Source organism: Amycolatopsis sp. NPDC043887, assembly GCF_056435665.1.
The window spans coordinates 650,873-669,252 of sequence record NZ_JBWKEB010000001.1; the positions used below are offsets into that span (position 1 = coordinate 650,873).

Annotated in this window: 15 protein-coding genes; 12 read left to right on the forward strand and 3 right to left on the reverse strand. The window is 68.9% G+C overall.

The features are described 5' to 3' along the window. The first annotated feature begins 6 nt into the window (after nt 1–6). The 3 genes from AC069H_RS03260 to AC069H_RS03270 are packed head-to-tail and all read left to right on the forward strand — an operon-like array spanning nt 7 to nt 3,309. Nucleotides 7–1,059, forward strand: a complete 1,053-nt coding sequence (locus AC069H_RS03260) for a LuxE/PaaK family acyltransferase (RefSeq protein ID WP_478231181.1) — start codon at nt 7–9, stop codon at nt 1,057–1,059. Continuing rightward, the gene (locus AC069H_RS03265) at nt 1,056–2,297 is read left to right on the forward strand and encodes an acyl-CoA reductase (protein ID WP_478231182.1); all 1,242 of its coding nucleotides are present in this window, start codon (nt 1,056–1,058) and stop codon (nt 2,295–2,297) included. Before AC069H_RS03260 ends, AC069H_RS03265 begins: the two co-directional genes overlap by 4 nt. Before the next feature lie 37 nt (nt 2,298–2,334). Continuing rightward, the gene (locus AC069H_RS03270; protein ID WP_478223745.1) at nt 2,335–3,309 is read left to right on the forward strand and encodes a lysylphosphatidylglycerol synthase transmembrane domain-containing protein; all 975 of its coding nucleotides are present in this window, start codon (nt 2,335–2,337) and stop codon (nt 3,307–3,309) included. A gap of 22 nt (nt 3,310–3,331) precedes the next feature. Here AC069H_RS03270 and AC069H_RS03275 read toward each other — a convergent pair whose 3' ends face one another. Continuing rightward, nucleotides 3,332–5,269: a DUF6541 family protein gene (locus tag AC069H_RS03275; protein WP_478231183.1), complete on the reverse strand. Its 1,938-nt coding sequence runs from the start codon at nt 5,267–5,269 to the stop codon at nt 3,332–3,334. Nucleotides 5,270–5,529: 260 nt separating this feature from the next. Between AC069H_RS03275 and AC069H_RS03280 the strand changes: the two genes are divergently transcribed. From AC069H_RS03280 to AC069H_RS03290, 3 genes are read left to right on the forward strand one after another with little or no spacing between them, the layout of a single operon-like run. After that, entirely contained in the window at nt 5,530–7,140 is a 1,611-nt protein-coding gene (locus AC069H_RS03280) for a hypothetical protein (protein ID WP_478231184.1), read from the forward strand. After that, nucleotides 7,137–8,582, forward strand: coding sequence for a glycan biosynthesis hexose transferase WsfD (gene wsfD, locus AC069H_RS03285; RefSeq protein ID WP_478231185.1), 1,446 nt, complete (start codon nt 7,137–7,139; stop codon nt 8,580–8,582). The genes AC069H_RS03280 and wsfD overlap by 4 nt, the downstream gene beginning before the upstream one ends. A gap of 53 nt (nt 8,583–8,635) precedes the next feature. Then, nucleotides 8,636–9,370, forward strand: coding sequence for a lysophospholipid acyltransferase family protein (locus AC069H_RS03290; RefSeq protein WP_478231186.1), 735 nt, complete (start codon nt 8,636–8,638; stop codon nt 9,368–9,370). A gap of 80 nt (nt 9,371–9,450) precedes the next feature. Here the strand turns inward: AC069H_RS03290 and AC069H_RS03295 are convergent, their stop codons facing one another. Beyond that, nucleotides 9,451–10,260, reverse strand: a complete 810-nt coding sequence (locus tag AC069H_RS03295) for an HAD family hydrolase (RefSeq protein ID WP_478231411.1) — start codon at nt 10,258–10,260, stop codon at nt 9,451–9,453. A gap of 127 nt (nt 10,261–10,387) precedes the next feature. Between AC069H_RS03295 and AC069H_RS03300 the strand changes: the two genes are divergently transcribed. Next, on the forward strand, nt 10,388–11,281 hold the full coding sequence (locus tag AC069H_RS03300; RefSeq protein WP_478231187.1) for an LLM class flavin-dependent oxidoreductase: 894 nt from the start codon (nt 10,388–10,390) through the stop codon (nt 11,279–11,281). A gap of 242 nt (nt 11,282–11,523) precedes the next feature. On the opposite strand, the gene AC069H_RS03305 is transcribed toward AC069H_RS03300, so the two are convergent. Further along, the gene (locus AC069H_RS03305) at nt 11,524–13,533 is read right to left on the reverse strand and encodes a DUF6541 family protein (RefSeq protein WP_478231188.1); all 2,010 of its coding nucleotides are present in this window, start codon (nt 13,531–13,533) and stop codon (nt 11,524–11,526) included. A gap of 81 nt (nt 13,534–13,614) precedes the next feature. On the opposite strand from AC069H_RS03305, the gene glf reads away from it, so the two are divergent. The 5 genes from glf to AC069H_RS03330 all read left to right on the forward strand — a co-directional run bounded on the left by glf (nt 13,615) and on the right by AC069H_RS03330 (nt 18,326). Then, nucleotides 13,615–14,841, forward strand: a complete 1,227-nt coding sequence (glf, locus tag AC069H_RS03310) for a UDP-galactopyranose mutase (RefSeq protein WP_125686658.1) — start codon at nt 13,615–13,617, stop codon at nt 14,839–14,841. Then, nucleotides 14,834–15,349, forward strand: a complete 516-nt coding sequence (locus AC069H_RS03315; protein ID WP_478223738.1) for a phosphatase PAP2 family protein — start codon at nt 14,834–14,836, stop codon at nt 15,347–15,349. Before glf ends, AC069H_RS03315 begins: the two co-directional genes overlap by 8 nt. Beyond that, complete coding sequence (locus tag AC069H_RS03320; protein ID WP_478231189.1) at nt 15,346–16,311, forward strand: decaprenyl-phosphate phosphoribosyltransferase; 966 nt, start codon at nt 15,346–15,348, stop codon at nt 16,309–16,311. The genes AC069H_RS03315 and AC069H_RS03320 overlap by 4 nt, the downstream gene beginning before the upstream one ends. A gap of 99 nt (nt 16,312–16,410) precedes the next feature. Further along, nucleotides 16,411–16,782, forward strand: a complete 372-nt coding sequence (locus AC069H_RS03325; protein WP_478231190.1) for a hypothetical protein — start codon at nt 16,411–16,413, stop codon at nt 16,780–16,782. 38 nt (nt 16,783–16,820) lie between these two features. Next, entirely contained in the window at nt 16,821–18,326 is a 1,506-nt protein-coding gene (locus AC069H_RS03330; protein WP_478231191.1) for a hypothetical protein, read from the forward strand. Nucleotides 18,327–18,380: the final 54 nt, after the last annotated feature.

Here is an 18,380-nt window from a genome sequence, read left to right on the forward strand (position 1 = left end):
AACAGTATGAGTGTGTTCACGCTTTCGCAGGCTGAGCGCGAGAAGCATTTGCTTCCGCAGCTCGCCGAATTGACCGCGCACCACCGCGAGAACTCCGAGGGGTACGAGCGCATCCTCTCGTCGCTCGGCATCGCGCGGGACGCGTCGTTCGGCTCCATCGCGGACCTGCCGTGGCTGCCGGTGCGGATGTTCAAGACGCACGACCTGCGCAGCATCCCCGAGTCCGAGATCTTCAAGACGCTGACCTCGTCGGGTACCACCGGCGCGGGCGCGTCGCGGATCTACCTCGACAAGGCCGCCGCGGGCGCGCAGACCAAGCAGCTCGGCGCCACGCTGCAGGAGGTCCTCGGCGGCGAGCGGCTGCCGATGCTGATGGTCGACACCATCGGCATCATCAAGAACCGCCGTTCGTTCTCCGCACGCGGCGCGGGCGTGCTGGGCATGGCGAACTTCGGCCGCAAGCACACCTACGTCCTCGACGAGAACGACCAGCCGGACGTCGAGGCGGTCAAGACGTTCCTGGCGACGTACGGCGACAAGCCCTTCCTGATCTTCGGCTTCACCTTCATGGTGTGGCAGTACCTCTACGAAGTCGCGCGTGAGCACAAGCTGGACCTGTCGAACGGGATCCTGATCCACTCCGGCGGCTGGAAGAAGCTGATCGACCGCGCGGTGGACAACACCGAGTTCCGCCGTCGCTTCAAAGAGGACACCGGGCTCACCCGGATCCACAACTACTACGGGATGATCGAGCAGATCGGCACCGTGTTCCTCGAAGGACCGTCCGGGAACTCGTTGTACTGCCCCGATTTCGCCGATGTGGTGATCCGGAACCCGGAGACCTGGGAAGAGCAGCCGGTCGGCGAGCCCGGCGTGATCGAGGTCGTCAGCACGCTGCCGCGCTCGTACCCGGGGCACGTCCTGCTCACCGAAGACCTCGGTGTCTACAACGGAATCGACGACGGTGACTGGCCGGGCAAGCACTTCTCGGTCATGGGCAGGCTGCCCAAGGCCGAGGCCCGCGGCTGCTCGGACACCTTCCAGGGAGCGGCGGCATGAGCCTGAACCAGCGTTTTCCGCTCGCGGACGCGATCGAGGTCGGCAAGCTCGTCGAAGAGCTGCGGGCCGAGCCGGTCGGCGGACGGCTTCGCGTGGGTGATCCGCGTGTCGTCGAGTTCCTGACGAAGTTCGCGCGCAAGCTGCTCGCCCCCGCGACGGCCCGCCGCTTCCCGGAGCTGGCGTCGCTCGGTTTCTTCCTGCGCAAGGGAGAAATCGCCAAAGCACTGTCCACTTTGGAGACTTCCGGTGACGCGCGGCGCTTCCCGCGTGGCCTCGTCTTCCACGTGCCGCCCGCCAACGTCGACACGATCTTCGTGTACTCGTGGGCGCTTTCCGCGCTCGCGGGTAACCACAACGTCGTCCGGGTGTCGTCGCGTTCGGCCGGTGCGGCGGAAACGGTGCTGGAGGCACTGAACGCCGCACTGTCCGAAGTAGACGCCGACACGGCCGCCGCGATCACCGCGACGCAGCGCATGGTCACCTACGACCGCAGCGACGCGATCAGCGGCGCGCTGTCGGTCGCCGCGGATCTGCGGGTCATCTGGGGCGGCGACGCCTCGGTCGCCGCGCTGCGCAAGTACCCGCTCGCCCCGCACGCGCGTGACCTGACCTTCCCGGACCGGTCGTCGTTCGCGGTCGCGTCGGTGCGCGGCTGGCAGAACGCCTCCGAGGCCGAGCGCCGTGGCGCGGCCGAGGGCTTCTACAACGACTCGTACTGGTTCGACCAGGCCGCCTGCTCGTCGCCGCGCGCGGTGTTCTGGGTCGGCGACGAAGACGGCGCCCGGGAAGCGGGTCAGGAGTTCCGGAAGCTGCTCGCCGAGGTACTGGCGACGAAACAGCACGTCACCGAGCCCGCCATGGCCGTGCAGAAGCGGGTGTCCGCGTACGGCGCGGCCGTCGACGGGCTCGTCAACGGCATCGAATTCCAGGGCAACGGCATCGCGACACTCGAACTGGCTGACCCCGCAGTCCTGCCGCGCGAATGGCTCGGCGCGGGCACTTTCGCCAACGCGCGGGTCGACACGCTTTCCGACCTCGTCCCGATCGTGCTCCGCAAAGATCAAACCGTCGGTCAATTCGGCTTCACCAAAGAAGAATTGGCGGAATTCGTGACGGAATTGGCGGGCCGCGGCGTCGACCGGGTCGTTCCGTTCGGCTCGGCCCTGACGTTCTCCGCGATTTGGGACGGCTACGATCTGCTGACCGAGTTCAGCCGCTTGGTGACCGTACAGGCCTGACCTGCGGTGACGAGGTAGCAGCAGAGGAGGAGGTTCAGTGACGACCGTCGAAACGCCCGAAGAGGACACTTCGGTAGCTCTAAAACAGCCGAAATCCACGAAGGCGAAGATCCTCGACGTCGTCCGCTGGGTCGCCATCCTGCTGGTCGTCGGTTTCGCGGCCAAGACCTTGGTCACCAATTGGGGTGAATTCTGGCGGACCTTGTCCGAGGTCGCGTGGGAATCCTCCACCTTGAGCCTGCTCGCGCTCATCGCCGCGATCATGGTGTCGACCTACGGCTGGCAGGTCATGGTCGACGACCTCGGCAAGCCGATCGGCTACGCCCGCGGCGCGCAGATCTGCCTCGTCGGCTCGCTCGGCAAGTACGTGCCGGGTTCGGTGTGGGCGTACTTGCTGCAGATGGAGCTGGGGCGCAAGGCCGGGCTCGCCAGGGCGCGGATCTTCACCGGCTCGCTGATCCAGCTCGGCGTCGGCGTGGTGTCCGCGCTGGTCGTCTCGCTGCTCGCGGCTCCCGCGGTGTTCAGCAACAGCCCGCGGGCGCTGTGGCTGTTCGTGCTGATTCCGGTCGGCCTGGCGATGCTGCACCCGCGCGTGCTCACCTGGGGTACGTCGCTGGTGCTGCGCATCCTGCGCCGTCCGCCGCTGGACCACCGGCTGAGCTGGTCGGTCGTCGGGAAGGTCTTCGGCTCGTCGACCGCGGCCTGGGCGCTTCAGGGCGTGCACCTGTGGCTGCTGGCGAACTCCGTCGGGACGCCCGGGTTCAGCGGGTTCGTGCTGTGCGTCGGCGCGATGGCCGTCGCGATGACCGTCGGGACGTTCGCGTTCATCCTGCCCAGCGGGGTCGGCGTCCGCGAGGTCGCGCAGGTCGCCGTGCTGACCGCGTCGGGCCTCACCGTCGTCCAGGCGACGGCGTTCGCCATCGCCTCCCGGGTCATGTTCACCGTCGCGGACCTGATCACCGCCGGCGGCGCCGCCCTCTCTGCCCGCCTCGTGACCAGCCCCCGCAATTAGTCGACTAATTGCGGGGGCTGCGTCAGGGGTTCAGCCGGTAGATGACGGCGTCGGCGTTGCGGTACACCTCGGTCACGAAGTTCAGCCCGTCCAGATCGCGCAGCCCGGCCTGGCGCGGGGCACCCGTCGGGTAGCCGTATTGCCCGAGGATCACCCACCGCACGTTCAGCCGCGCCACCGCCGCCCGCACCTGGGCGTTCGACGGGTACTCGCGGAAATGCCACTCCAGCAGCCGCGCGTCCGACGGCGACAGCGTCTCGTCGAAATGCCCGGAGGTCGTGCGGACGCCGGAGAGCGCGTAGGTCCACACCGTCCCGTCCAGCCGGTCGTTCAGCGCGCGCTCGCCGGGTTTCACGAACTCGGCGAGCTTCTCCATCGCGACGACCTCGTCCGGGCTCACCGGCAGCTTGTGCGGGTCGACGCCGGGCGTGTTCGCGTAGCCGGGCGCGACCTTGTCCGCGTTGGACGGCGCGTAGAAACCGTTGCTCAGGAAGGCGAACGCGCCGAAGACCACCACCGCGACGGCGAACGCGGGCACCTTCCGGTGCGCCACGTTGTCCCGGAGCCACGCCTGCGTTTCGGCGAGGCCGTGTGCCGCGATGATCGCCAGCGGGATCGCCGCCATCGACATGAACCGGTACGGGTCGTTCCACCACGGCCGTGACAGCGCCAGCACGAGCGGCTGCTCGGACGACGTCACCGCGATGTAGGCGAGCCCGGTGATCAACGCCGTCACGCCGATCCAGCGCAGCCCGCCCAGCCGCGAGAAGAAGATGAAGCCCAGCAGCAACGCGGCCGAAAGCCAGACCTGCGGATACGGCTCGTGGTGCTGGAAGCCCAGCAGCGCGCCGAGTGCCGTCGTCGCCCGCCATTCGACCGGCCAGCTGCGGTAGGGCACCTCGCCGTTCGCGAGCCCGATCGCGCCGAACAGCTGCAACCACGCCACCAGGATCGCGACGACTCCGACGATCGCCAGCGCGCGCAGGTCCCGGCCGATCCGCCGCCACCGTTCGCCGGGCGCGATCCAGCGTTGCAGCAGCAGCGGCCCGGCGAACAGGATCGAGCCGAACAACGCGGACGAGTGCACGCACAGCAGCCCGACAGCGGCGGCCAGCAGCACGAAACCGGTGTCGGGAGCGGGCCGGTCGAGGTAGCGCTTCACCGCGACGGCGGCCAGCGGGGTCAGCGCCAGGCCGAGCAGGAACGGGAGCAAAGGCCCCCTGCTCATCGATTCGTACAGGCCCATCACCGGCGCGATGGAGACGAGGGCGGCCGCGCCCGCGAACACCGCGCGCCCCCGGAACACGCGCACCATGGTGACCAGCGACAACGCCAGCAGCGCGGGCAGCAGCGCGGTGTTCACGTCCAGCGTCAGCGGGATGCTCGCCGGGCTGAGCAGGTACACCACGGACGCGAGCAGGTGGTACGCGTTCGGGTAGAACACCGGTGCCGCGTCGCCGTACCAGTTGACCTCGCCGGTGCCGAACAGGCTGCCGTCCCCGGTTTCGGCGATCTGCCGGACCCCGTTGGCGTGATAGACGGCGTCGAACCCCTGCGGGATGGCGTCCAGCCTGCCCATCCCGCGCACCACCGCGTACATCCCGACGGCCGCCGCGAGCAGCAGGCACGCCCCGACCGCGAGATGACCGGACCGTCCCCACAGCGGTTCGTCGGGCTCGGGCGGCCAACGGCGCAGGGTGAGCCGCCGCAGGCCGTACGCGAGTCCGGCGAACAAGGCCGTCGCCACCGCGTACGTCACCGGGTTGAACGGGAGTCCGAGCGCGGCCGCCCACGGCCCGGCGAGGCCACCGATGGCGTAACTCAGCAACGGCGTCATCCCCGCGAGCACCCAGCCGCGCAGGCCGGCGGCGAGCCCGGTGAGCAGACCGGGGAGGCCGATGACGAGCAGCGCGACGCACAGCGAGACGACGTCGGCGGACAGGGAGGTCTGGGTGGGCACGGGCTACCTCGGGTGGGGAATCCGCACAGAACCCCCGAGGTGCGGAACGGAATGGGAAGCCAGATTAACCGCCGGGGACCGTTACCCGAAGGAGTCACATCCTGACAGGCAAAACGGTGGGCCGTTGCCTACTTTGTGCACACTTGCTGGACCATTCGTGTCAAATGACTGCGCCGAAAGAAACACACCGGCGCGGTGATCGATACTTGACCGTAGTCTTTCGTCAGGGGAGTGGCCGGCCCGGGAGGGTGGGGGATCAGGTGGTGATCGCGCTTGTCGTCGCCTGGTTCGTGGTCGCGGTCTTCGTCCTGGTGGCCTGGGCCAGAATCGGCGCGGACAAGGCGTGGCGCGCCGTCGCGCTGATGCTGACCCTCGTTTTCTCCCTGGTGCACCAGTTGATGTTTTCGACCATCTCGGAGGACGCGTACATCACTTTCCGTTACGCCCAGAACATCGCCGACGGCAATGGCCCGGTGTTCAACCCCGGCGAGCGGATCGAGGGTTACGCGAATTTCCTCTGGATGATCGTGATCGCGTTGCCGAAGGCCGCTTTCGGTGCCGACATCGAGAATTCCGCGATCGTTCTCGGCGTTCTCGCCACGCTCGGCGCGGTCCTGCTCGCCCACGTGACGGTGAACCGCGTGGTCGCGCGGGCGGCCGGTGAGGCGCGCCCTGCCTATGGCGTGGCCGCCGCGGTGCTGGTCGCGGGCGCCGGAGGCCTCGCCGCGTACGGCGGATCGGGTACCGAGACGCCGTTGTTCGTGCTGCTCGTGTTCGGTGTCTTCGCCGCGCTCGCGGCCCGGCGGCCGGTGGTCGCGGGTGTGCTCGTCGCCTTCGCGATGATGACGCGCCCAGCGGGGTTCCTGCTCGCTGTGCTGGTCGGGATCTGGCTGGTCGTCGCGGCCCTGCGCGGCCGCTACACCTGGTGGTCGCCGGTGGGGTCGCTGCTCGGCGGGTTCGTCTTCGCGGCGCCGTGGATCGCCTGGCGGGTGACCTACTACGACCATGTCCTGCCGACGTCGGTCATCATCCCCTTCGACCTCGAACTCGCCGCCCGGATCGACGGCGGGTGGCGGTATCTGTCGGGTTTCTCGCTGGTCCACCAGGGATTCCTGCTGCTCGGCCTGATCTCGGTGGTGGCCCTGCCACTGCGCCGCACCGGCCGGACGCCGCACGAGGCCGAGGCCAGGTCGCTGACCTGGCTGATGCTGGCCACCGCCGTCGCGCTCACCGCTTTCGTGGTCTTCTTCGGCGGCGACGCCGGGCCCGCTTGGCGACTGCTGGCGCCGATCCCGCCGCTGCTGTCGATGGCGGCGGTGTCGATCTACGGCGTGCTCGTCTCGGGCGCGAAGCCGAGCCCGTGGCCGCGTCCGCCGGTCCAGCGGCTGATGCCCGCCGCCGCGGTGGCGTTGTCCGGGCTCGCGGTGCTGGTGTCGGTGTTCAGCCCGGAGATGCTCGCCCGCGTGCGCGCCTGGCACGACCACGGCGCGCAGATGGAGGAGATCGGCCGCTGGCTCGACGCCTATCTGCCGCCCGGTTCGGTCGTGAGCACCTCCGCGCCCGGCGTGCTCTCGTACCACGCCGGGACGCAACTGCAGATCGTCGGCGTCCGGGGCCAGACCGAGGAAGCGGGCGAGGCCGTCGTCTCCCGGCGGCGTCCGACGATCGCCGTCATCACCGACAGTGGCTACTCGGCGAAGCAGACCTGCGTGATCGACCCGGCGTACGCGGCGAGGTACCGCGTCGCGACCTTCGCGCGCGAAGGAACTTCGTCGTGGATCACCGTCTTCATCCGGGCGGACGTCGAGCGGGCGGTCACGTCGGCCCTCGACCGCTCGCCCGATTTCCGCCACGTACCGTGCCTCTCGTGAGTGTCGACGAACGCGTTTCCCCCAGCAGACCGGCAGCGCTCGAGGCTCGTTCGCGCCTGTTCGGCCTCGGTGTGTTCGCCGCCGCGCTCACCGTGCTCCTGGTCCGCTTCCTCGTGCCGCGGCCGATCGCGATGTCCGACAACGGCGACGGTTTCCGCGTGCTCTGCGGCGCGGGCATCCCGTGGAAGGGTGAACCGGAGGGATTCGTCCACCTCGCCTACACCGTCCCGGCAGGCGAATGCGACGCCACCTATCTCCTGACCCAAAGCTGGTTCGCGCGGATCGCGCGGTCGATCGGCGGGTTGCTCGGCCTCGAATCGACGCTCAGTCTGGTCGTCCTCGGCGTGCTCACCAGCGTCCTCGCCGCCGCGGCGGTCGCACTGATCGTCGCCGGACTGCCGTATTCGCGCCGTGTCCGCGGTTTCGCGGCCGTGGGACTGCTGCTGGTCGTCGCGGACTCCGCGTTCTTCGGCTACTTCGCCTCGGTGCTCGGCGAGGGGGCCGCCTTCCTCGGCCTCCTGCTCGCCGTCGGCGGCTTGCTGGTCGCCGCGCGGCCTGGCTGGTGGCGCTACGCGGGTCTCGCCGTGCTGCTCTTCGGCGGCCTGATCGCGGTGAACGCCAAGGTCCAGACGCTGATGATCCTGCCGTTGCTCGCGCTGGCCGCGCTGCTCGTCCGTCCGGCGGGAGTCCGCGGCCTGAAGCGCTGGCTTCCCGTGGTGTTCGTCATCGGCGCGCTCGCCGGGGGCACGGCCTACGCGCAGCAGACCGTCGAACCGGCGAAGCTGCCCGACGGCTCGCTCGCCGCGCGGCCGGGCGACGATTCGCGGGAGATCAACATGTTCAACACGATCTTCCTGACCATTGTGGACGGTCGGCACGACACCGGGGCCGATCTCGCCGCGCTGGGGCTGCCCGCCTCGTTCGGCCAGTACGCGGGCAACGGCTGGTGGCATCCGAAGCCCGCGACGCAGGATCCCGAGTACCCGAAGTACCGCGAACAGATCAGCAGGCGCAACGTCGTCGGGTACTTCGCGACGCACCCCTGGCGCACCGTCGAGATCCTGGACCGCGCGGCGGGCGATCTGCTCACCGCGCGGCCGCCCTACCTCGGCAGTTTCGACCGTTCGGCCGGCTTCGCCCCGGAGGCGCAGGAATACCGCGTCCCGGTCGTTTCGATCGTGACGAAACTGCTGGCACCGCTGGGTTTCTTCGCCCTGCTGCCGATATGGGCCCTGATCGCCTGGCGTGGCTGGAAGACCCGGCGCGCCGCGCTGGGTGTCGCGCTGGGCCTCCTGCTCGCCGTCGCCGCCGGGCAGTTCGTCCTGGCCGCGCTGGGCGACGGCTTGGAGAACGTCAAGCATCAGGTGATCGCGCTGTACTGCACGGTGCTCGGCGTCGCTCTGGCACTGGTGACCTTCGCGCGGCAGGAACGCTCGGAGTGATGTGACCTACGCTACCGTAGGTTGGTTACCCTACGGTAGCGTAACCTGAACGAATGGCTGAGCTCGTTTACCCGCCCGTCATCATGGCGGCGAAGTTGATGTTCCGGGTGCTGGACAACCGCATCCGGGTGGAGGGGACCGAGCACATCCCGTCGACGGGCGGGGCGGTCATCGCCTGCAACCACGTGAGCTACTTGGACTTCATCTTCTGCGGGCTCGGCGCGCAGCCCGCGAAGCGCCTGGTCAGGTTCATGGCGAAGAAGGAGATCTTCAGCAACCGTGTGGCCGGGCCGCTCATGCGCGGTATGCACCACATCTCTGTCGATCGCGGCGCGGGTCTCGCTTCGTACCGCGAAGCCGTCGAGCGCCTGAAGGCCGGAGAGATCGTCGGCGTGTTCCCCGAGGCCACGATCAGCCGGTCGTTCACCGTGAAGGACATCAAGTCCGGCGCGGTCCGGATGGCCGCCGAGGCGGGTGTCCCGGTCGTGCCGATGGCGCTGTGGGGCACGCAGCGGCTGTGGACCAAGGGGCGCCCGAAGGACCTCACCAGACGCCACGTCCCGATCTCGATCCTCGTCGGCGAGCCGATGCACCCGAAGGCCGACGAGGACGCCGAAGTCCTCTCGAAGGACCTTCGCGTGCGGATGTCGGCGCTCGTGGACCGCGTCCAGGCCGGCTACCCGGAGAAGCCGTCGTCCGACGACGAGCGCTGGTGGCTGCCCGCGCACCTCGGCGGCACCGCGCCGACGCCGGAAGAGGCCGCGAAACTCGATCGCGAAGGCCGCTAGACCGCCTTGCTGTGGGTCGTGAGTGGCGTTTCGGGTCAGAACCCGAAACGCCACTCACGGCCACGGTGACCGATCACTTCCTAGAACCAGCGTTCGAGCACCTGCGCGACACCGTCCTCCGAGTTCGGCGCGGTGATCTCGTCGGCGACGTCCAGCACGGAGCGGTGCCCGTTGGCCATCGCGACGCCGTGCCCGGCCCAGCCGAGCATCTCGACGTCGTTCGGCATGTCCCCGAACGCGATCACGCGTTCGGGCGGGACATCCAGCCGCTCGGCGACCTCGGCCAGCCCGATCGCCTTCGTGATGCCGTGCGCGGCGACCTCGATCAGGCCGGTGTTGGTCGAGTAAGTGATGTCGACCGAGCCGTCGAGCACCTCGCGTGCCGCCCGCGCCATCTCGTCGGAGTTCATCCCGCGCCTGCTGATCAGCAGTTTGATCGCCGGATGCCCGAGCACCTCGGCCCGCGGCGCCTCCGTGCCCTCGTGGTTGCCCCACGGATTGTGGTAGTCCGGCTCGATCACGAAGTTGCGCATCTCGGGGTCGAGCGCGGACTCGCCGACCCGCTCCGCGGCGAACCGGCAGCCGGGGAGAGCGTGATCAAGAGCACTCACCGTGTCGTGCAGCAGCTGCGGTTCCAGCAGGCCGTGGACCGCCGCGATCCGGTCCGTCCCGATCTCGTACAGCACCGCGCCGTTCGCGCAGACCGCGTACCCGGTGAGGCCCAGCGGGTTCGCGATCGGCGCGATCCAGCGCGGCGGACGGCCGCTGGCCAGCACGAACGGCACTCCGGCCGCGGCGACGCGCCGGACGACGTCGATCGTGCGTTCGGACAGGACCTCCAACGGGCCGAGCAGGGTGCCGTCGACATCGGAGGCGATCAAGAGAGGCATTTCCACCGGCACATCATCCCCGAAGATCCGCCCATCGGGCGAAGTGTCGGTCTGGACCAGTACCTCCGCCTTCCTCCCCTCCGCCACCCTCGACGGAGGAGCTTCGCTCCGCTGTTACTTTCGCGGTGTGCGCGTAGGCATCGTGATCCTTCCGGAAGATCGTTGGTGGGCGGCCGAGCCGAAATGGCGGGCCGCCGAGGAATACGGCTTCGACCACGCTTGGACGTACGACCACCTCGGCTGGCGGAGTCTCGTCGACGGCCCGTGGTTCAGTGCGATGCCGACGTTGACGGCGGCCGCGATGGTGACGTCGCGGATCAGACTGGGCACCTTCGTCGCCTCACCGGTCGCGCGGCACCCCGTGCCGTTCACCCGCGAGCTGACCACCCTCGACGACATCTCCGACGGCCGCTTCATCCTCGGCGCGGGCGCCGGGGTCACGAACACCAGCTACGACGCCGTCGTCCTCGACGGCCCCGAGCTGTCGGTCAAACAGCGCACGGACCGCTTCGCCGAGTTCGTCGAGGCGCTCGACGGGCTGCTGATGACCGACGGCTTCGACTTCGAGGGCGAGTACTACCGGGCCAAGGGCGCGCGGAACCAGCCGGGCTGCGTGCAGCGGCCGCGGCTGCCGTTCCTGGTGGCCGCGAACGGTCCGCGCACGATGACGCTCGCCGCGCGGTTCGGCGCGGGCTGGGCCACCACCGGTATCAAGGCGGACACCCAGGACGAGTGGTGGAAGGGTGTCGCGGAACTCGTGAAGATTTTCGACGAGCGGCTCGACGTCGTGGGCAGGGACAAGGCGAGCGTGCAGCGGTTCCTGAGCCTCGACTCGGCGCCGGTCTTCTCGCTCTCCAGCGTGGGCGCGTTCACCGACGCCGCCGGGCGGGCCGGGGAGCTCGGATTCACCGACATCGTCACCCACTGGCCGCGGTCCGGGGACTACTACGTCGGCCGTGAGTCGACTCTCGAAGAGGTCGCGAGCGACGTACTCCCGGTACTGCAGGGAAGAACTTCTTAGGCCGATCGGGTGACGTTGGCGGGTCGGGTAAACCACTTCCGCCTAATGGTCGTCTGACAGACAAGTACTGCGAGTGGGCGCGGCCGGCGACGGCTGCCCCTCATGGGTCACCCCGGGGGTGAATGGGGGACTGAGGCTCGCGTGGTCGCGGCAGGGGCAGTCCGCGACCACGCGAGCCTTTATCTTTTCCGCCCCGGCACCGGTCCGGATGTCATGAAAGGGTCATTCGTGAAGGGCGGCCGTCAGCGGGTCAGTGTGTAGATCGAAGCCCCCGCGTTGGAGAAGTCCTTCCGCAGGAAGCCCAGCCCGTCCAGATCCCGCAGCCCCGGCGCCGGCGGCTCGCCGATCTTGATCGGCGTGCTCCCGATCAGCACGTGCTTGATGTTCAGCCGCCGCACCGCGGCCCGCACCTCGGGGTCGGTGTCGTACTCCCGGAAGTGCAGCGCCAGGTACTTCGCGTCCGGCGGCGGCACGCCCGGGTCGTAGTGCCCGGCGACCGGGTGGATACCGGTGATCGCGTACAGCCAGGCCGTCCCGTCGAAGCGCTCGTTGAGCACCTTCTCGTCCGGTCCGATGTTCATCTTGGCCAGCTCGTTCATCGCGGCGAGCTCGTCGGCGCTGACCGGCGGCGTGACCTCGCCCTCGGGCCCGTTGTAGTACAGGAACGACACCGCGTGCGCGTTCGACTCGGTGTAGAAACCCTTGGTCAGCACGGCCGAAGCGGCCACGACGAACACGGCGGTCGCCAGGCCCAGCCGGGCGGGCAGCGCGGGACGGCTCTTCACCCACGAGCGCCCGCTCGCCCATTTCGCGAACCAGCGCTGCAGCTCCGCCATCCCGTGCCCGGCCAGCAGGCACAGCGGGATCGCGGCGAGCGCCATCAGGCGGTACCGGTCGTTCCACCACGGCCGCGAGAGCGAGATCACCCACGGTTCGGCGCCGAACGACGCGACCAGCACGAACAGCGCCGAAAAACCGATCGCCGAAAGACCCACCCAGCGCATCCGGCCGAGCCGGAACAGGCTGAGCACGCCGATCACCAGCAGTACCGTCAGCCACACCTGCGGGGCGCTCAGCACCTGCCGGAAAGTCACCAGCAGCCCGAGCGACTTCACGACCGGCAGGTCGGAGCCCCACGCGTAATAAGGGTATGAACCCGAAGTGAATTTCAGGGCGCCGAGAATATGCGGGGCCGCGAGCAACCCGCTGCCCACCATCACCGGCACCATCTTGACGACGTCGCCGCCGATCACCCGCCGGCCGCCACGGCCTTCGGGCACCCCGTCGAGCGGTTTGTGCCGCAGCGCGCGGTACCAGCGCTGCACCACCAGCGGGAAGGCGAACAGCAGCGCGCCGAACAGCGCCGACGAGTGCGCGGCCAGCAGCCCGACCGCGGTCAGCGCGAGCACGTAGCCGGTGTCGAGGCCGGGCCGCGCGAGGAACCGGGCCAGCGCGACGACGGCCAGCGGCGTCAGCACGATCCCCAGCGCGAACGGCAGCAGCCCGCTGGACACCGACTCGTACGCGCCGGTGGTGGCCGCCGCGGCCACCAGCGCCGTGCAGCCCGCGAACACCGCCCGCCCGCCGAGCTGGCGGATCAGCGCGACCATCGACAGCGCGAAGACGCCGGCCACCGGCATCGTGATGGCGTTCAGCGTGACCGGGATCGTCGTACCCGAGATCGAGTACACGAGCGAGCCGACCAGGTGATACGCGTTCGGATAGAACGAGCCGTCCGGGTACCAGTTGATGGTGCCCATGCCGGTCAGGGAGCCGTCGCCGGTCTCGGCGATGTAGCGGATGCCGTTCGCGTGGAACACGGTGTCCCAGCGCTGGAACACCGCCGTCGTGCCGCCGCGGGCCGAGAGCACCACGAGGATCGAGATCCCCACGGCCAGCGCGACGCAGGCCGCGACGGCGTAGTGCGCGCGCGGGTGCCACTTCGTCGGCGGCTCCTCGGCGCCCGGCTTGATCCAGCCGCGGCTCTGTCCCAGCTTGCGCAGGCTGAAGCCGATCCCGGCGAGCACGGCCGTGACGGCCGCCACGGTCAGGGGGTTGTACGACACGCCCGCGAGTGCCAGCCACGGACCGGCCAGTCCGGTTACCGTGTAGGACAGCAGCGGAGCCAGCCCCGCCAGGGCCCAGCCACGCAGGCCGGCGGCCCGGCCGACGAGCCCGCCGGGGACCGCGAGGACGGCCAGGTAGGTGAGGGTCGCACCGAAATACGACCAGAAGGTGTCCGGAGTAGGCACTGCTTCCTAAATGTGTCTGTCGAAGGTGAAAACCGGTGCTCGCTGCAGGGCACGGAGTCGACGTGCGTACCCTCGACGCCCGTGAGCGCGCACACGAACCCCGACAAGATTACTGAAGCCGATTTCACCGGCTACGACCTCATCGTGGTCGGGTCCGGATTCTTCGGGCTGACCGTCGCCGAACGGGCCGCGGCCGAGCTCGGCAAGAAGGTCCTCGTGCTGGAACGGCGTCACCACATCGGTGGCAACGCCTACTCCGAGGCCGAGCCCGAGACCGGGATCGAGGTGCACCGTTACGGTGCGCACCTGTTCCACACCTCCAACAAGCGTGTGTGGGAGTACGTCAACCGCTTCACCGAGTTCACGAACTACCAGCACCGCGTGTTCGGCAAGTACCAGGGTCAGGTCTACCCGCTGCCGATGAACCTGGCGCTGATCAACCAGTTCTTCGGCAAGTCGCACACGCCGGACGAGGCCCGCGAGCTGATCGCCAAGCAGGCGTCGGAGTTCGAGACCGCGAACGCGCAGAACCTCGAAGAGAAGGCGATCTCGCTGATCGGCCGTCCGCTCTACGAGGCGTTCATCCGCGGCTACACGGCCAAGCAGTGGGAGAACGACCCGAAGAACCTCGGCGCCGACATCATCACCCGGCTCCCGGTCCGGTACACCTTCGACAACCGCTACTTCAACGACACCTACGAGGGTCTGCCGGTCAACGGCTACACCGCGTGGCTCGAGAAGATGGCGGAGCACGAGAACATCGAGGTGCGGCTGAACGTCGACTACTTCGACGTCCGCGAGCACATCCCCGCCGGCACCCCGACCGTCTACACCGGGCCGCTGGACCGCTACTTCGACTACTCCGCGGGCCGCTTCACCTGGCGCACCGTGGACTTCGAATCCGAGGTCGTCGAGACGGGTGACTTCCAGGGAGCCTCGGTCGTCAACTACAACGACGAAGAAGTGCCCTACACCCGGATCATCGAGTTCCGGCACTTCCACCCGGAGCGCAAGCACTACCCGAACGACAAGACGGTCGTGTTCCGCGAGTACTCCCGCTTCGCCGGCGAGGCCGACGAGCCGTACTATCCGATCAACACCCCGGAGAACCGCGAGAAGCTCGAGGCCTACCGCGAGCTGGCGAAGGCCGAGGCCAAGAACAAGAACGTGCTGTTCGGCGGCCGTCTCGGTACCTACAAGTACCTCGACATGCACATGGCCATCGGCTCGGCGCTGTCCGTGTTCGACAACAAGATCGCGCCGCACCTGACCGATGGCGCGCCTCTGGACGGGTCCCTCGATGCTTGAGAGGGGCGCTCCCACCGGCGAGGTGGCTGTTCTCGCTAAGGCTCAGGGCGTCCTGAAGAGCGACGTCACGGTGAAGGCGGCACGCGGTCTTTCGCACTTCGGCGAGCACAGTGCGGGATGGTTCGCGCTGGGGCTCGTCGGGGCGGCGGTCGACAAGAAGCGCCGCAAGGACTGGCTGGTCGCGGCGGCGGGCGTCGTCGGCGCGCACGCCGCGTCCATCGCGGTGAAACGCGTGGTCAGGCGGCCCCGCCCGGACCACCCGAGCGTGGAGGTCCTGGTCTCCACGCCGAGCAAGCTGAGCTTCCCGTCCTCGCACGCGACCTCGACTACGGCGGCGGCGGTGCTCTACTCCGGATTGACCGGGCGTAACCTGGTCCCGGCCCTGGTACCGCCGATGCTGGCCTCCCGGCTCGTGCTCGGCGTCCACTACCCGACCGACGTTCTGGCCGGAGCGGCCCTAGGGGGCGTAGTCGGCGGCCTGATACGTAGGAAGCTGAAGCGACGATGAGTGAAACGACCGAGAAGGCCGATTCCAAGCCTGACGACGTAGAACCCGTGGCCGCGACAGAGGCCGTCGAACCGAAGAAGGTCGCCGGCGGTCTCGTCGGCGGCATCATCAAGACGGCACGCCCGCGCCAGTGGGTGAAGAACGTGCTGGTGTTCGCCGCACCGTTCTTCGCCTTTTCGAAGTCGACGGACCGGACCGGCCTGCTGATCGCCGCGCTGATCGCCTTCGCGGCGTTCTCGCTGGTGGCCTCCTCGGTCTATCTCATCAACGACGCGATCGACGTCGAGGCGGACCGGGCGCATCCGACCAAGCGGAACCGGCCCATCGCGGCCGGGATCGTGCCGGTACCGGTGGCGTTCGTCGCGGCGGCCGTGTTCTTCGCGGCGGGCCTCGGCATCTCGTTCCTCGCCAGCTGGCAGCTCGCGGTCGTGCTGGCGGTCTACGAGGCCGTCCAGCTCGGCTACTGCTTCGGGCTCAAGCACCAGCCCGTGGTCGACCTGGCCATCGTCGGCTCGGGCTTCCTGATGCGGTCGATCGCCGGTGGTGTCGCCGCGGGTATCGCGCTTTCGCAGTGGTTCCTGCTGGTCACGGCGTTCGGCTCGCTGTTCATGGTGGCGGGCAAGCGCTACGCCGAGATCATGCTCTTCGAGCGCACGGGCGCGAAGATCCGGTCTTCGCTCAAGAAGTACTCGGCGAGCTACCTGCGGTTCGTCTGGGCGACGTCCGCGGCGATCCTGATCATGTCGTACTGCCTCTGGGCGTTCGAGATCCGCCAGGTCGAGCACGACTCGGTCTGGGCGGTCGTCTCGATGGTCCCGTTCGTGGTGGCCGTCCTGCGGTACGCCGTCGACGTCGACGGCGGCAACGCGGGTGAGCCGGAGGAGATCGCGCTCAAGGACCGCGTGCTCCAGGTGCTCGGCGCGAGCTGGGTCATCACGCTGTTCCTGTCGTTCTATCTCTGATCGACAGCTCGGACACAGCGCATCCACAGGATGCGCACGCATCCTCGGTGGTGGGGGGTGGGCACACAGCCCGCCCTCATCGACTTGAGGAGCGAAGAGATGAGCGACCCGCAGCGGCCGTCCGATGACGAGGACAAGACGGTCGAGCAGCCCTCCGTGGCGGACGAGAACCCGAAGAAGCCCGCCGAGGCTTCGGCCGCGCCTCCGCCGGTGCAGCAGGTCCCGCCCCGGAAGGGCGGATTCCGCCGGTTCGCCGGGCATCGTGCGACGCAGCTGGTCGCGGTCGGCGCCCTCGGCTTCCTCCTCGGCGGCGGCATCATCGGCACCGCCGTCGGCCTGGCCTCCCGCGACGGTGATCGGCGGCCCGGTATCTCCCGCGAACACCGAGGTCCGGGCGGTCCCGGCATGCACAGGGACTTCCGTGACGGCCATGGCGACCGCGGCCGGCGTGACGAGTCCCACGGCGGGTAGATAACGGAATCATCACGCCGCCGTGTACGGTGTCCGTGATGCGAAGCGCCTCCGCCGATCTGCCCCAGGCTCCCGGTGCGCTGCCGGGAGCCGCCGTCCTTACCCGCACCTGGGTGCTCCCGGCCGGGGCGGCGGTCGCTTCGGCTCTGGTGTTCGTGCTGGTCAGCGGGCATTTGATCGACGACACGTACATCACGCTCTCGTACGCGAAGAACCTCGCCTTCCACGGCCACTGGGGCCTGATCGAAGAAGGCACCGCCAACACCGCGACGTCGCCGCTGAACGTCCTCGTGCTGGCGCTCGTCACCTTCATCGTGCGGGACGCCGTCTTCGCCGCGGGGGTCGTCTTCGTCGCGAGCCAGGTGGCGCTCGTCCTCGGCCTGCGCCGGATCGGCGCCGCGACCGGTCTCTCCGGCTGGTTCGCCCCGCTGGCGCTGGGCATGCTGCTGGTGAATCCGCTGCTGCTGTCGTCGGTCGGGCTGGAAGTCGCCCTCGGCGCGACCGCCGTCGTCTGGTCGATGGTGTTCCTGCACGAACGCCGTCCCGCCGCCGCGGGCGCGGTGATCGGCCTGATCGCGCTGATCCGGATCGACCTGCTGCTGATCGCCTTCGTCCTGTTCCTCGGGCGCCGCGAATTCTGGGTGGGCATCTGGCGGATGACGTTCGCCGCGCTGGGGGTGATGCTGCCGTGGTTCCTGTTCAGCTGGCTGGTGCTGGGTTCGGCGGTGCCGGACACGCTGGTCATCAAGATCATGCAGCGCTCGTGGGGGCCGTTCAGTTTCACCAACGGCCCGCTGCTGTACCTGCGCAACTTCCCGCTGGCGGCGACTCTTTCCTTCCTGCCGCTCGTGATCGGCGCGCTCGTCGGTCTACTATGGACATTCCACTTCCGGCGCGGTTCGGAGCGGGCGAAGCGGCTGCTGCCGTTCGCCACGCTCGCCATCGCCGGTGCGGCGCATTACCTGGCCTATTGCTGGCTGAACGTCCCGCCGTACCACTGGTATTACGCGCCCAGCATCATCGGCGCGACGGTCCTCCTCGCCGCCGGAGCCTGCGCTCTGCCCGGCCGGGCGCGGCTCGGCGCGGGGATCCTCGCGGGCGCGTTCGTCCTCGTGAGCGCCGTCGCCTACGCGGCTCCTGAGCTGCCGCGCCGGTTCGCGCCCATCACCAGCAACCACGCCGCGTCCGACGAGTACCGCGCGATCGGCGCGCAACTGGGTGAACTGACCAAGGGGCGCAAGGTGGAGAGCGCGGGCGAGGTCGGCGCGCTCGCGTACTCCTGCGATTGCGACATCGTCGACCAGTTCTCCGACCGCGGCTCCGTCGACCCGGCGATCGTCGAGACGAAGAACCGCAGCAGCGATCTGGGCAAGGCCCTGCTGGCGGCGAATTTCCGGTTCTTCGACCACAGCGTCCCGCCCGCGACCCCGGATCTCGTGCTGGCCACCACCCGCAAGGCGCCGCCGCCGAACGCACTGGCGACCTGGACGATCAGCTCGCCCTGGATGGGCACCCAAAGCCTGTACCTCCTCCCGGCCCGCTGACCTCCCGCATTTCGTCCTCTGAATGCGGTAGTTCGCGATGCCAACTACCGCATT